Source organism: Elusimicrobium sp., from assembly GCA_015062115.1.
Classification (GTDB): Bacteria; Elusimicrobiota; Elusimicrobia; order Elusimicrobiales; family Elusimicrobiaceae; genus Avelusimicrobium.
Genome location: SUVG01000002.1, coordinates 103280 through 117865, shown reverse-complemented (window position 1 = coordinate 117865; position 14586 = coordinate 103280). Strand labels below are relative to the sequence as shown.

The 14586-nt window shown below is 47.0% G+C and carries 13 protein-coding genes, 1 tRNA gene and 1 pseudogene; 5 read left to right on the top strand and 10 right to left on the bottom strand.

Features of this window, described 5'->3' with window-relative positions; all coding sequences use genetic code 11:
- Positions 1–8: 8 nt before the first annotated feature.
- The 3 genes from E7027_01825 to E7027_01815 all read left to right on the top strand — a co-directional run bounded on the left by E7027_01825 (position 9) and on the right by E7027_01815 (position 2522).
- On the top strand, positions 9–575 hold the full coding sequence (locus E7027_01825) for a thymidine kinase (protein MBE6420871.1): 567 nt from the start codon (positions 9–11) through the stop codon (positions 573–575).
- A 52-nt stretch (positions 576–627) separates the two neighbouring features.
- Complete coding sequence (locus E7027_01820; protein ID MBE6420870.1) at positions 628–1467, top strand: RDD family protein; 840 nt, start codon at positions 628–630, stop codon at positions 1465–1467.
- Positions 1468–1577: 110 nt separating this feature from the next.
- Positions 1578–2522, top strand: coding sequence for an RDD family protein (locus E7027_01815; protein ID MBE6420869.1), 945 nt, complete (start codon positions 1578–1580; stop codon positions 2520–2522).
- Between the two features lie 492 nt (positions 2523–3014).
- On the opposite strand, the pseudogene E7027_01810 reads toward E7027_01815, so the two are convergent.
- The 5 genes and pseudogenes from E7027_01810 to gatB all read right to left on the bottom strand — a co-directional run bounded on the left by E7027_01810 (position 3015) and on the right by gatB (position 7611).
- A pseudogene (locus E7027_01810) lies at positions 3015–3131 on the bottom strand (prepilin-type N-terminal cleavage/methylation domain-containing protein).
- 262 nt (positions 3132–3393) lie between these two features.
- Positions 3394–4686, bottom strand: coding sequence for a Tol-Pal system beta propeller repeat protein TolB (tolB, locus tag E7027_01805; GenBank protein MBE6420868.1), 1293 nt, complete (start codon positions 4684–4686; stop codon positions 3394–3396).
- A 30-nt stretch (positions 4687–4716) separates the two neighbouring features.
- A complete protein-coding gene (locus E7027_01800) occupies positions 4717–5415 on the bottom strand; it encodes a tetratricopeptide repeat protein (protein MBE6420867.1) in 699 nt (232 codons plus the stop codon).
- 29 nt (positions 5416–5444) lie between these two features.
- Positions 5445–5954 carry a peptidoglycan-associated lipoprotein gene (locus tag E7027_01795; protein MBE6420866.1) on the bottom strand — a complete coding sequence of 170 codons (510 nt, stop codon included), beginning with the start codon at positions 5952–5954 and terminating at the stop codon, positions 5445–5447.
- Between the two features lie 202 nt (positions 5955–6156).
- A complete protein-coding gene (gatB, locus tag E7027_01790; GenBank protein ID MBE6420865.1) occupies positions 6157–7611 on the bottom strand; it encodes an Asp-tRNA(Asn)/Glu-tRNA(Gln) amidotransferase subunit GatB in 1455 nt (484 codons plus the stop codon).
- A gap of 26 nt (positions 7612–7637) precedes the next feature.
- Here gatB and E7027_01785 point away from each other — a divergent pair, with 26 nt between their 5' ends.
- On the top strand, positions 7638–9149 hold the full coding sequence (locus tag E7027_01785; GenBank protein ID MBE6420864.1) for a hypothetical protein: 1512 nt from the start codon (positions 7638–7640) through the stop codon (positions 9147–9149).
- Positions 9150–9157: 8 nt separating this feature from the next.
- On the opposite strand, the gene E7027_01780 is transcribed toward E7027_01785, so the two are convergent.
- The 5 genes from E7027_01780 to E7027_01760 all read right to left on the bottom strand — a co-directional run bounded on the left by E7027_01780 (position 9158) and on the right by E7027_01760 (position 13267).
- A complete protein-coding gene (locus E7027_01780; GenBank protein ID MBE6420863.1) occupies positions 9158–10351 on the bottom strand; it encodes a glycosyltransferase family 9 protein in 1194 nt (397 codons plus the stop codon).
- Positions 10348–11430, bottom strand: a complete 1083-nt coding sequence (locus E7027_01775; GenBank protein ID MBE6420862.1) for a glycosyltransferase family 4 protein — start codon at positions 11428–11430, stop codon at positions 10348–10350. The genes E7027_01780 and E7027_01775 overlap by 4 nt, the downstream gene beginning before the upstream one ends.
- Positions 11431–11487: 57 nt before the next feature.
- Positions 11488–12531, bottom strand: a complete 1044-nt coding sequence (locus E7027_01770) for a glycosyltransferase family 4 protein (GenBank protein MBE6420861.1) — start codon at positions 12529–12531, stop codon at positions 11488–11490.
- A gap of 64 nt (positions 12532–12595) precedes the next feature.
- Positions 12596–12669, bottom strand: a tRNA-Met gene (locus E7027_01765).
- Between the two features lie 58 nt (positions 12670–12727).
- Entirely contained in the window at positions 12728–13267 is a 540-nt protein-coding gene (locus tag E7027_01760; GenBank protein MBE6420860.1) for a prepilin-type N-terminal cleavage/methylation domain-containing protein, read from the bottom strand.
- A 97-nt stretch (positions 13268–13364) separates the two neighbouring features.
- On the opposite strand from E7027_01760, the gene E7027_01755 reads away from it, so the two are divergent.
- The gene (locus E7027_01755; protein ID MBE6420859.1) at positions 13365–14585 is read left to right on the top strand and encodes an FtsX-like permease family protein; all 1221 of its coding nucleotides are present in this window, start codon (positions 13365–13367) and stop codon (positions 14583–14585) included.
- Position 14586 lies beyond the last annotated feature (1 nt).

The window sequence follows — 14586 nt, the reverse complement described above, 5'->3', positions numbered from 1 at the left end:
AAAACACCATGGCAAATCCGTTAATATACCACAAACAAGGTTGGATAGAAGTCATCTGCGGGTGTATGTTTTCCGGTAAAACCGAAGAACTCATCCGCCGCGTACGCATTGCACTTATCGCCAAACAAAAAGTGCAACTGTTTAACTCCAAAATCGATACCCGCTACGGCATCGACAGCATCACCAGCCACAACCAAAACAAAGTGGCCGCCACCTGCGTCAAAAATTCCTCCGAAATTTTGGCCGCTGTCGAAAAAGATACCCAAGTGGTAGCCATTGATGAAATCAACTTTTTTGATAAAGGCATTATCGAAGTGTGCGATAAACTGGCCAAACAAGGCAAACGCGTTATTGCCGCCGGCTTGGACACCGATTACCGCGCCGAACCTTTTGAAGTAACCGCCGCCCTTTTGGCAAAAGCCGAATATGTAACCAAAAACTTGGCTGTCTGCACCAAATGCGGCAATCCGGCCAGTTTCACCCAACGCATCAGCAAAGACAAAAAACGCATTGTAGTAGGCACTACGGACGCTTACCAGGCCCGTTGCCGCCGTTGCTACAAAAAACCGCGCTAAAAGCCTTTTGGCGCAGTTTATGTACCATTTAATTATCGCAGAGGAATAAAAAATGAATAAATATCCTTACATCGGTTTTTGGAAACGCGTATGTGCGTTTGTGGTAGATGCAATTATTGCCTCTATCCCGGCGGCTTTGTTGTGCTTGCCGTTTTTGTATAAACAAATAGAAGCACTGGGCCAAATGAGCGAAAACGACCCGGCAATGACCGGCATAGCGGCGCTAGTGATGCTCGTTTATGCTTTTTGGCTTTTGTTAACTTCCGTTTGTTTTTGGCTCTATTTTTCCCTTTTGGAAAGCGGCAAAAAACAAGCCACCTACGGCAAACGCCTTTTGCGTATTAAAGTAGTCGGCAAAGACGGCAACCGCATCTCTTTTGCCCATGCAACGGGGCGTTTCTTTGCCAAATCACTTTCTTATGCCGTTTTCTACATCGGGTTTATTATGGCGGGGCTTACCAACCGCAAACGCGCCCTGCACGACTATATTGCCCAAACCTATGTAGTGCATCAGGACTTCCAACCCGGCGATGAACTGCCCGATACTCCTTCCCATTTAGTTTGGTTGTGGATTCTCTCCGTTTTGTGTGCGTTGGTGCTTTTGGGTTCTTTCTTTTTAGGGCTTGTGTTCCAAATGCAAAGCACTTCGTTGCAAGCGGCCCTGGTTTCCACCCGTTTGCAAATGTTAGCCAACGAACAGGCCCCCCTCCCCCAACCGATTCAAGCGCAAGAAGCCACTTACTCCAGAACGACAAACGGTTACCGCGCCGTATTCGAAACCATGGAAGGAGAAGAATTTATGCTGCTACTTCCCAGAGGAAGCCAACAAGTTTGTTGCCAAGCCCTGCCCGGGCAAGATTGCACCCAAACGGGCTTGCCTGCTTGCCGATAACACTGCCCGTTCCGTTTCAACCCGGTGTCTCAAAGCACCGGGTTTTTTGTTTCTTGGAAAAAAGTATAATAAAAATAAGAAGTTTCATCTTAATAAAAGGAAAAATAAATATGTCTAAAATTTATCCCTATGCCGGTTTTTGGAAACGCACCGTTGCGTTTATCATAGACTCTGTTGTTTTATCTATCCCCATGCTAGTCGGCTTTGCTATTATCATGCATAAATTTGCCTCCACTATATTATCGTTGGAGGCTACCAAAACTACAGCCGGTAACCCGGAATCTTTTGCTACCATGATGGAAATGTATGTAGGGGTGTTATTACTTCAAGTATTTTCCTTCCTTCTTTTTTGGTTATACAATGCTTGGTTGGAAAGCAGTTCCTGGCAGGCTACCTTAGGTAAGAAATGCATGGGAATAAAAGTGGTGGATCACCAAGGGGGCCGCATCTCGTTTTGGCGGGCCACCGGCCGTACTTTCAGTAAATGGATTTCCAGTGCTATTCTTTACATCGGCTTCTTGATGGCCGGCACCACGGCTAAAAAACAAGCTCTGCACGATTTTATTTGTTCCACCTTTGTAGTGGACGAAACCTACCAGCCCGGGCAACCGTTGGAAGAAGTTCCCACCCACCCGGTGCTTTTGGGATTGGGCATCGTGGCGGCATTACTTTTCTTTATCATGCCCTTTGTGCTGATGGGGTTAGGCGTTGCCACGGCCATTATGCAAGAGGGAAACGCCCTGGAGGAATCTTCGTCCGATACTACTTATCAAGAAATTTTTGATAGAATCGACAATCTCCGGGCCGTTACCACCCTGGTAACATTACAGGAAGAATTACCCAACACGCGCCCCGCTTTTGAGGAAAGGGGGTTCCGCTTTTCTTTTGATGAGGACGGTATTCGCGCCACCCCGCTGAACGATAAAGATTTTGCTTTAGTATTGCCCGAAGGGAGTGGGTGGCCCTGTTGCGAACCGTTGGCAGGGGAAGATTCCTGCAAAAAAGTGATGGAAAGCATAACAACCCTAGAAAAATGTGCCCTTCCGTCCAAATAACCACTATCCAACATATCAAAACCCCCGCCCAAAAGAGCGGGGGTTTTTATGAAAGGAATTTTACGGAAGATTGTATTTGGCCCAGCTCCCTGTCGTTTCGGTATAAGTTCCTTGCTCCACCTGTTTGCAAAATTCCCCTTCCTTAATTGTAGAAGTCCCTTGACGAGCCTCCATACATCTCATAAAATCTCGATCACTCTCGCTCAAGCGCCAAGCAAAGCCGGTACATTTATACTTCCCTTCTGTCCAGACCGCAGAAACTTGTTCAAAGTCTCCCCCGTTATTCAATACAACTATAAAATTCTCTCCCTTTCTGATAGAATCTCCGGCCTGTGTCGCTAATCGACACACATTTCCCCCAGTCCCTCCGGAAGTAGTAACCGGGGTAAGAGGAAGATCCAAATCTAAAGCAGAAAAATCATTAGAGACAACCCCGTTTGCCATATAATAAACCTTTTGGGCTTGCGCAATTGCTCGCACCACTGTTTTTAGTTGAGAATTTCTACTTTTCCAAACGGCTTTTTCATATTGCGGAAGTGCTACCGCCGACAAGATACCGATGATTAACACCACGACCAAAAGTTCTATCAAAGTAAAACCCTTTTTCATACAAAACCTCTTATAAATAAGTTTTCGGCGAGCAAACAACATTTTAATTCTTCCTGTCTGCCGATTAGGTACATTGTAAGAAAAAAAAAAAACGGGTCAAGCCTTGGGCGAGAAACACTCTTTTTTACGGCCCCCCAAAAAACAAAAAAAGTAGTCGCCCCGAGACGCGTTCTACAAACCGGGTAACAAGGCGGGTTTAACAACACAATAAATAAAAAAGGAACGGATAATTCCGTTCCTTTTTCATCGGTAAAAATTCTTACTAAAAACTCCAGTGCGGTGTGAAGGAATCTCCCTTCAAATCTGCCAACAAGTGAGGGGCACTGCCGTCCATATCCATCATATACAGTTGGCGGCGGCCGTTGCGAGTGGTAGTGAATACGATAAACCGCCCGTCGGGAGACCAAGAGGGGTCTTCGTTGGAGCCTGCGTCCGTAGTTAAACGGCGAATTTGCGTACCCGTTAAATCTACCAAGAAAATATCCATCGGGTGGTACGGTGCTTCGCGGCCCGTAAATACAATCCACTCTCCGGTGGGCGACCATTGGGGGCTATCCGACCAGTTGAAATTTTTGGTCAGGCGGCGGGTTTCCCCGGTGGCCAGTTCCATAACATAAATTTGCGGATTCCCCGCCCGGTTAGACACAAAAGTAATATACTTTCCGTCCGGCGAATAAGACGGCGAACCGTCCACGGACGCTTTGTTGGTAATGCGGGTTTTTTTGTGGGTTTCCAAATTATAAATATAAATGCTGGGGTTGGAACCGCCCGAGCTGGTAAACGCCAAGGCTTTCCCGTCGGGGGATACCCCGCCGATTAACGATAACCCGCCGCGAATAATAATCGGCGCGATTTTGCCTTTGCGTAAATCAATGGCAAAAATATCCGGGTTTCTGTATTTGTAAGTAGTGTAGAAAATGCGCCCGTCTTTAGACCATCTGGGCAAAATGGCGATGCTTTTATCGTTGGTTAATTTTTGCAAGTTTTCGCCGTCATAGTCCACCACATAAATTTCTTTATTGCGGGTGGAATTGTTGGAAAAAGCAATTTTGGTATCCGCAATACCGCGTTTACCGGTAAGCGATTGGACAATCTGATCCGAAGCGATGTGTGCCAAACGGCGCAAACTGCTTTGCGTGCCCTTAAAGGCTTTGGCAAATACCGGAGCGCGGGTGGAAATATCGTACACATAAATTTTAATGGTGTAGTACGGTTCAGCGTAACTGATATCGCCCGCCAACAGATAACTGGCACGCGCACGGCCCCAGGCGGTAAGGGTTTCGGTCAATTTTTTGGAATTAAACGCAGGGCCGTCTTCGGTTACATCAAAATAACGGGCAAACAACAAGTCCGCACGCATTACATCGCGCACTTGCACGGCGGCGGCTTGGGCTTTGTCGTCATTATAATTAAAAGCGGGCATACCAATCGCGGGAAGGCGTTTATCCCCCACGGAAGTAATGCCGATATACACATCGGTTTTAGGCGCGGCAAACGCCAAAACGGACATAAACATCACAGCCACCAAGGCTAATAAAGAAAACGATTTTTTCATAAGTGCGGTAGCGCGCAAACGGGCGCGTAATTATTTCAAATTGGCGAGTTCAGCCTTGGCCAATTTGGCCTCGGGAGAGGAAGGGAATTCCTGCACCACGGAGTTTAAGTAACTCTTGGCTTCGTCGGTCTTGCCCAACGGCACAATGCTGCGGGCGTATTTTAAGCGGGCAGAAGGAATACTTTTGCTTTTGGGGAATTTTTGCAAAATAGTAGCATACGCAATGGCGGCAGGTTTGGACTGCCCCAACTCCGTATAAGCATCACCCATCAGCATATAGGCCTGTTCGGCATTTTCGCTTTCCGGATAATTGGTTATATAAATTTTGAAACCCATGGCCGCCGGTTCATAGGCCCCTTTATCAAAGTGGCTTTTGGCTTCGGCAAACAAGTCCGACGGTAACACCGCCGCACGAGCCGGTTGGGATTCGGCGGAAGAAGCGGAAAGAGCAGGTTGTTTGACGCTGGCGGTTAAATCGTCCAGTTTAGCAGACAAACTGGAAATTTGCGCATCTACCTGCGATAGGTTTTCGTTGGAAACGGACAAGTTACGGTTTAATTCTTCCATTTTGCTTGCCAGTTCCGCTTGGTTGGACTGCATTTGTACAATGGTGGAGTTGAGTTCCCGCAGTTGTAACTTCAGCGTGCTCATATCGCGCTCGCTGGCAATGCAGCCACACAGCAAAAAGCCCGAACCTCCCATTAAAATAAGTTTAGTAATATTTTTCATAGAGATTCGGGCTCCTTGCAAAACAAGAATTAGTTAACTTTCAACAAAGTATCGGCTCTGCGGTTTTTGGCCCAGCAAGTTTGGTTGCCTTCGTAGCAGACCGGTTTTTCTTCGCCGTAGGAAACGGTGGCGATGTTTTCGGCCGGAATGCCCATGCGGACATAGTAGGCTTTCACTTCATCGGCGCGTTTTTGACCTAAGGCGATGTTGTAAGAGGTGGTGCCTCTGTCGTCGCAGTTACCTTCTACGGTTACTTTGTAGTTGGCAACGGAAGCGGCGGATTTAATCGCTTGCGCGTTGGCTTCCACAATTTTGCGGGCATCAGCGGACAAGGAATATTGATCCAAGTTGAAATGTACCACACCCAAAGCAACTTCTTGGGCAGGCACTTCGTCCACCACTTCGGTTTCTTCAAGTACCATTTCGGTACCGGTGGCGGCGGTCAAATCGGCATTGGCGTCATCTTTTACGTTCTTTTTGCAGGCGGTCAAGCCGGCGGCCAAAGCCAAAACTAAAACTACTTTCAGTAAGTTCTTCATTTGTTTCTCCGTTTTAGGTTTTTACTTCTACACATAAATATTAGCAGACTTTAGAGCCCCCGGTCAATAAATTTCCCCCCGGGTCTGCCTTCTTTTATGCTTAACTTAAATTTACTCTTTGCTCTGCCTTTTTCCAAGGCTTGTTTTGTATTAGAAAAGCCGGGCCCCTAAAGACCCGGCTTTTTACAAAATCGGCTGGGGGTTACCCCAACAATTTGGCGAGCATTTGGCTAATCATACGCGGGTTGGCTTTGCCTTTGCTCATCTTCATTACTCCGCCCACCAAGGCGCCGATAGCAGCTTTATTGCCTTTTTGATAATCGGCCACGGCTTTGGGGTTGGCTTCAATGGCGGCTTTGGCCCATTCTTCCAATTGGCCTTCGTCGCTCACTTGCACCATGCCGCGTTTTTCCACCACGGCGGCCGGAGATTCGCCCGTTTTCCAGATTTCGTCAAAAACTTCGCGGGCTTGTTTGCGGTTAATCTTTCCGCTTTCCGCCAAAGCCAGCAGTTCTGCCAAACGCTTAGCCGGAATAGGAGAATCTTCTATTTCCTTCTTTTCGGCATGCAACATACCGAGTAAATCGGTTTGAATCCAGTTGGAGGCCGTTTTCAAGGACACTTTCCCGTCTTCGGTTACTTGTTCGAAGTAATCGGAAATTTCGCGGGAACTGGTCAGCACACCGGCATCATAAGCCGATAAACCCGCCGCCATAAACCGCGCTTCTTTAGCGGCAGGAAGTTCCGGCATTTGTGCGCGGGTTTCTTCCAACCACTCGGCAGACAATACCACCGGAGGCAAATCCGGTTCCGGGAAGTAGCGATAATCTAACGCTGCTTCTTTAGAGCGCATGGGTTTAGTGACAAGTTCTTCTTTATCCCATTGCAGGGTTTCTTGTTTCACTTCGCCGCCTGCATTCAAAATTTCCGTTTGGCGGTTGATTTCGTAAGTAAGAGCATCTCTAACGGCTTTGAAAGAGTTTAAGTTTTTAATTTCGGCACGCGTACCGAATTTTTCCGTTCCCGCAGGGCGCAAGGAAATGTTCACATCTACACGAAGTTCCCCTTTTTCCATATCACAGTTGGAAGCCCCTACCCAACGCATCAGGCGTTTAATTTCCGTTAAATAAGCGTAGGCTTCGTCCGGAGAGCGCATATCCGGCATGGATACAATTTCCAACAACGGGCTTCCCGCGCGGTTAAAATCTACCAGGGAATACTCCGCACAGTGGGAAGATTTAGCGGCATCTTCTTCCAAGTGCGCGTGATGAATACCGATTTTCTTTTTTTGCAAATTATCTTTGGGGCCGTAGGTGATTTCAATTTCGCCCGCACCGTTAATCGGTTCGTCGTATTGGGTAATTTGGTAGCCTTTGGGCAAATCCGGATAGAAATAATGTTTGCGCGAAAAAGACGAGCGAGCATTGATGGCGCAATTCATGCTCAACCCCGCACGCACCGCTAAGGCCAAAGCGCCTTCCGTTAAAACAGGCAAGGTGCCGGGGTGCCCCGCACAGACGGGACAAAGCGCGGTGTTGGGTTTTGTATCTTCACTCACACCGTTGGGACAAGTGCAAAACAACTTGGTTTTGCTGGCGAGTTGGACATGGATTTCCAACCCGATAACAGGTTCAAATTGGGTAGTCACAGTATATATTCTCCTAAATTATTATAATATCAAATATGGTTCATCTTTTTAAGCCCACCTCTTATCGTTTCGGTGCCGCGTTGGCGGTAGGGGCCACTTTGGTTTGGAAACTGATTTCGTTTGCCAATGCTCTTTTGATTGCCGCGTACTTCGGCGCGGGAGCCTCCACGGATGTCTATTTTTACTTGATGATGCTGATGGGATTTGGCGTTACTTTTTCCCAACGCTTGAACCAGGCCGTCATTATTCCCGAAGCCATGGCCCTCAACGCAAAAACACCCGAAAGCGGCAGAGGTTTGTTAAATCTGTTTTTTTATTTGTATGTACTGGGAGCCGTTTTACTCACCGCGGCGGGGTTCTTTTTTCCGTTGCCGATTGCCGATTTGTTTTCGCGTTTTGAAGAAAACCTGTTAACAGCGGACAAAGGACTTATTCAAGCGGGCTTTTTGCTTTTTGCAGTTCAATTACCGGTAAACTTTTTGATATCGGTACTTGAAATGCACCGCCGTTTTGCCACCACTTTACTATCCCCCCTCAATGCGTTGTTGCCTCTTTTATTTTTAATTTCCTTCGGGAGGAATTGGGGCATTATCAGTATGGTGTACGGTTTTTTGGCGTCCAATTTTATCCAACTGCTTGTGTTTTTGATTCTTCTAAAAAAAGAATTATCTTGGCATTTTTTACCGCAACAAGTTTCCCTTCAAAAGGTCTTTGCCAAAAATCTGCTCAGTAACCAGTTAATCGAAACGGCCAATATCCTCAGCACCGTGCTGCCGCTTTATTTATTAAGCGGTTTTTCGGCGGGCCTTGTCAGCGCCTTAAACTATGCCAAGCAACTGGCCGATTCCCCCACCGAAATTCTCACCTTCCGCGTAGCAAATATTTCCAAAATACAACTGACCGAAAGCGCCGCCGAAGAAAAATGGGAAAAAGTAAACCGCGATTTTCTATCCGCCCAGCATTTTCTTTTATTTTTACTTACTCCGTTGGCCCTTTTCTCTTGTTTTTATGCAACGGAAATTATTACTTTATTTTTTAAGCGCGGGCAATTCAGCACTTTAGATGTACACAATGCGGCCTCTTTTCTGCGACCGTTAATGGGAATTATGTGGTTTTTGGTATTGGTTTCCATGCAAAACAATTTGGTGGCGGCCGGACGGAAATTAAAAGAAAGTTTGCCCTATGCTCTTTTCTGTATCGGGTTGTTTATTGTTTCCGTTCCGCTGACCATGCATATTTGGGGAGCCTTCGCTTATCCGTACACCCAACTGACTTGTTGCGTGGCGGGATTATTGGTTAATTACTTTTTCTTTAAGCGTCATTTCCCGCGGGTGGCGTATGTACTTTCCCTAAAAGAAGCCTCGCGGGTGGCGGCTATCAATATTCTTGCGCTTTTTCCGGTGGCAATTTGGGCGTGGTTCGTGCCGATAAAGAGCGTGTTTTTTTCACTTCTTGGCGGAGGACTTCTCTTTTTGGCGGGACTTTTCTTTTGGGCAAAAAAAAGCGGAGATTGGAATATTTTTCTCTCCCAACTCCGCTCCAAATAAAACTTATTTTAGCGGGCCAATTCTTCGGCCACTTCTTTCAGCACGGTTTGTGCCGAAACATTTTCCATACAAGAAGATTCTTTTTTGCCGAGAGGGCATTTGAACATCCAATCCGTCGTTGTCCACATACACCCGCCGCAAGGGCCGGCGGCAATGTTACGATTTTTACCGTAACCGAAGAAAGGCACGCTGCTCGGCCCGAACAATACAATGCTTTTCACATCTAAATACTGGGCCAAATGCACCAGGCCGCTTTCCGTATCGATATGTAATTTGGCGCCCGACATAAGAGCCGGCAAATCGGTTACATTGGTTTTTCCCACCAAATTTACATCGGCTTCCGGATAAACGGGACTGTTGCTTCCCCCCAACTGCACAAGTTTAATATGGGGAAAATCTTTCTTAAATAAACGCAAAAATTCCCGCCAACGTTCGCGAGGCCACGCACGAGTGGGGCGGGTATTCCCTACTTGCTGTGCTTCGCTTGTTCCGTCATGAAAAGTAACATAAGTACCGGCGGCCAAATCCCAGCGTTTTAAGGCATCGGCAGGCACATAGATGCGTTCGTTCGGTTCTTCGGAAATCTCCGTTCCCCCCGTGTAAGAAAGCAAATCAAACCGTTGCCCTCCGTTGGCATATAACCATCGGCCCAAAATACTTTCCGTCAGAAAAATATCTTCTAACAAACTCCCCAGCGACTTTTGCGCCCGCTGTGCGCGTTCCAATACCGGCAAAAAGGAAGGAGCCAAGGCGGAAAAGCGTTCCTCGTTCACGTGCAAAAATTTAATGGATAAACAAACCTGGGCGGCCAAATCGTAATCGGCCCAACAGATTTTATTGTCCTTTAAGATATGCGTGTGCAAGTCCGCCCCGAATAAAGCCTGTGCTACCCCGGGCAAACCGGAATAAATATCAAAACGGGCCATGGGCAACATCTCCCGATATGCCGCTACCAAACGCTTCGCGCAAGCCGCATCCCCCAAACCGCCCACCAGCCAAAACAACACGCGAATCGGAGCGCCTTTTTTATCCTCATGGCTTTTTAAGCCATAGAACCATTGCTTGGTGCGTTCCAAAAACTTCTTTTTTGTACGACTCCACCGGAAAGCGGCACGAACCAAACGGCTATCACGCCCGCGGGCATCCAGCATTTCGCGAAGGTCTTTCAAACTTAACTGAACGCGAGGATCATTCCAGTTCATTTTATTGCCTCCCGGCACAAAGTCTCGTACGCATCTAAATAAGTCTCCAGCGAAAAGCGTTGGGTTACTTCCCGCGCTTTATTGCCAAAGCGTTCCCGCAACGCATCGTCTTTCATCAACTCCGCCAGTTTGGCGGCTAAGCGTTCGGTATAATTTTGTTTTACCAAAAAACCGTCCTCTCCATCACGAATAATTACATTGGGGCCCGTACAATCAAAACTGACCGCCGGCAACCCCGCCGCCATAGCCTCCAAAAGCACCATAGGGAACCCTTCGGCCCGCGAGGACATGGCATACAAATCGGCATGCCGGTAAACGGGTGTTAAACTGTACTGGGGCGAAACAAAATCTACCGCATACTGAATATCCAATGTTTCGGCCAAACCCTTCAGTTCGCTTTCTTCTTCCCCGGCCCCGATAATGCACAAACGCCATTGGGGGAAATCTTCACACACGCGGCGCCAGGCTTCCAACAAACGGTCAAAACCTTTCTGCTTAACCAACCTTCCTACCGCAATTACATACTTTTTATTCTCCTGCATGAAGGCAGGCCGCGGGAACGATTCTTCCGCTAAAGGCAGGGCCGGGTTGTAAACAACTGCCGGTTTCCAAGAAGGGTGAAAGAGAGAAATGAATTTGCGGTCCCGCTCCGAAAGAACGGTTACTTTTTTCGCGCGCCCCAATAACCAGTTACGCAAAATTTTCCATTTGCGGGAATAGGCTAAATGGCGGATATCCAAATGGTCGGCATAAATAGCGGGAATACGAAGAAGCCAACAAGAGGCCAACACGCTGATGGTCATAAAGCTAATCAGCACTTCGGGGCGGGTGCGTTGAACCGACCGGGTTAATTTCCATAAACGGGGGAACCCTCCCCAAAAACCCGCATTTTTGAAAGTGGGCAAAGAAACGCGCACCCGTTTTACATTTTCGGGCACGGAATAGAAATCCGGGACAGATTCGTCCAAGGTAAGAAGCGTAACCTCATGCCCGCGGGCGGCTAACCCGCCGCACAGGTAAGTCATCACGCGTTCCGCACCGCCACCACCTAATGTACCAATCACGCAAGTAATGCGCATGCTGTTTCCTCTCGTGGTAGAATTTCCCGGTTTGTACCCGGGAATTACGCCCTATAACTAAAAATTAAACGCTTGTACAAAAGCCAAAAACGGAAATTTCCCTTTGAGTTTACTGGCTTCCACGGCAATTCCTACGCGTTTACCCCAGTTAACCATCATATCATCTAAAGCAATCGTAAAAGGTTCTTCTTCCGCGGCATTGACAATCACACCGTTCACCCCGTTAAGAATCATCTCGTTTACTAAAGCAGATTCACACGCCACACACGGTAATTTGCTGGCCATGGCATCTAATAAAACATCTATACGCGCGGGATTCAGGGCCGGATAAGCAAAAATATCCGCGTTGCGTAATAAACTGTATGTATCCCCGGAAGCGGAGACTATTTCGGTACTGTCCTGCAAGTGATGTTTACTGATAAACTTGGTAAGCGCGGTTTTGGAGGTACCGTCCCCCACTAAAGTTAAATGCCAAGAAGGGTGAGCAGGCGCCAAGCGAGCCCAAGTTTTAAGCAAAGTGTCAAAACCGCTTTCTTTGGTTAGTTTGCCAATCGCCAAGATATTGTTTTCCTTCTTGAAACAAGCGGGTTTTTGATAATCATAGCGTTCCACCCATACAGCCGGGTTTTGCACTTCTTGAACGCAAAGGCCTGCATAGGTTTTTTTGTTTAGCGGGGCGGGTGTATTTTTAATGACAATTACCCGTTGCGCCTGTTTAAGAATTGCCTTTTTGTTTTTAACGGCTTTATCTTCTTTGAACCCTTCCGTTTCCCCGTACATAAAGGGGATGTTGGCTTCCAAGGCGGCTTGGCAACCCGTCAAATCCATAAGAGAAATAACGCGTCCCACTTTTTCTTTTGTTAAAAAAGAAGCCAGCGTTTTCGGCTTAGCCGTGGCGGCATATTCCTTCAAAGATACATACGCGGAAAATTTAACCTTGCCCTTTGCCGCTACCAACAAAACATCTTCCCCGAAGTATTGTAACTCTTCGGCTAATTTTACCCCTAAACGCTGGGCCGAAAAATCTTTATTTCCCCCTACAAAAACTGCAATTTTCATGCTTATACTCCTTCTTTTTCTTTGATATATTTTATTGTACATAAAAAGACCGCCCGAGAAAACCCATAAAAAAACCGCCCTTTCGGGCGGTATAATAATCAAAACATTGCGGGGACTGGATTTGAACCAGTGATCTCAAGGTTATGGGCCTTGCGAGATACCAGGCTTCTCTACCCCGCAATATTAGTATAGCAAATTCAACAAACAAATTCAACTATAGGCTTAATAACCTAAAAACTTAAGGAAGTTCGTAACGCGCCCAACCCGCGGAAGTATTTACATAAGTAGCGGTTTCCAACTGTTCGCAAAAGTCCCCTTCTTTGATGGTAGAGGTTCTGTTGCGAGCTTCCATACATCTAAAAGTTCCGCCTATTACCGACCAACTAAACCCGTTGCACTTATATTTCCCTTCCGTCCACACGGCCATACTGGAACCGCTGGTTTCGCTCCCGTTATTTAACACTACAATAAAATTATCCCCTTCCAAAATACCTTCTCCTTTGGGAGTTAATATTTGGCACACATTGCTGCCCGTACCGGCATTTGTTTTTTTCACTTTGAGCGGGATACTGACACTTAGCGAATTAAAACTGGTAGGAATTCTTCCCGTTTTCATATAGTGCATTTTTTGTGCGTCTGCAATCGTGCGGGCAGCCGTTTTCAATTGAGCATTTCGGCTTTGCCACACAGATTTTTCATAGTGAGGCATGGCCATAGCGGCCAAAATGCCGATGATTAAAACCACTACCAACAGCTCAACCAATGTAAAACCTTTCATAAAACCTCACACAAACGGAACTCTTAAAAGTATAACATAAATAAACACCCTATAGATAAACAACCCACTCTATAGACAAATAAGGTAAAATACTCTTATGAAATTTGAACGATTTGTGGCCGTTCGGTATCTAACCCGTCGCCAAGGCCTTTTTGCCTTCATTACCACCCTCATCGGCGTAGCCGGTGTAAGCGTAGGGGTGGCTGCATTGATTACAACATTATCCGTCATGAACGGTTTTCAAACCGATATTAAAGATAAAATCATCGGGGCGCAAAGCCATATTCTTGTTTTTGGGCAGATGAGCCAAAACTCCTACCCGGAAAAAATAAAGAACATCGAGGAACTCCCTTTGGTATCGGCAGCCGCTCCGCATATTTACGGACAGGCTATTCTTACCTATGCCGGGCAAAGCATGGGGGTTATTATCCGCGGGCTAGACCCCGAACAGGAAAAAAACATTAACACCTTAGCCGATTCCGTAACGGAAGGTTCCTTCTCTCCCGAAAATTGGCCCGAAGATGCCCCCCCTCCGCTTGTGCTGGGAACGGAACTGGCTGCCAATATGGGCATGGACATCGGTGACGATGTGGTGATGATTTCCCCTCAGTCCATTTCCACCTCAGCAGGTATGTTCCCTAAAATGAAAAAATTTAGAATAAGCGGACTTTTGCGAACGGGATATTACGAGTTTGACAACACCATTGCTTACACACTGTTACCGCACGCGAGCGACTTTTTGGGCCTCAAACAAGGGGTTACGGGCGTAGCCGTAAAGTTGCACAATCTCAACAAAGCCGACGAAGCCGCCCGACAAATTCAGCAAGCCGTTGGTTATGGCTACTCCGTACGCACCTTTGCCCAAATGAACAGCACCCTTTACGCCGCATTAAAATTGGAAAAAACCATGATGTTTATTATTCTTTTCCTCATTATCGGCGTAGCCTCTCTTAATATTGCCGGAAATTTAATTTTATTGGGAACCGAAAAGTTGCGCGATATCGGCATTTTACGCGCAATCGGGGCCAGCCCCAAACTTATCCGCAAAGTTTTTATGTGGGAAGCCATGGTGATTGCCACCTTGGGCATTGTATTGGGGCTTTTGTTGGCTTGCCTGTTGTGCTGGATTATTGCCAGTTTTAATATCGTGGAACTGCCGGGCGACATCTATTATTTAACCAAAGTGCCCGTACGCATGCAGTTGTGGGACATCGTGGCTGTAGTGGGCGGAAGTTACCTTATTTGTTTTGCCGCGGGGCTTTATCCGGCGGCCAAAGCCTCCCGCGTCCACCCGACAGATGCTATTCGTTACGGATGAT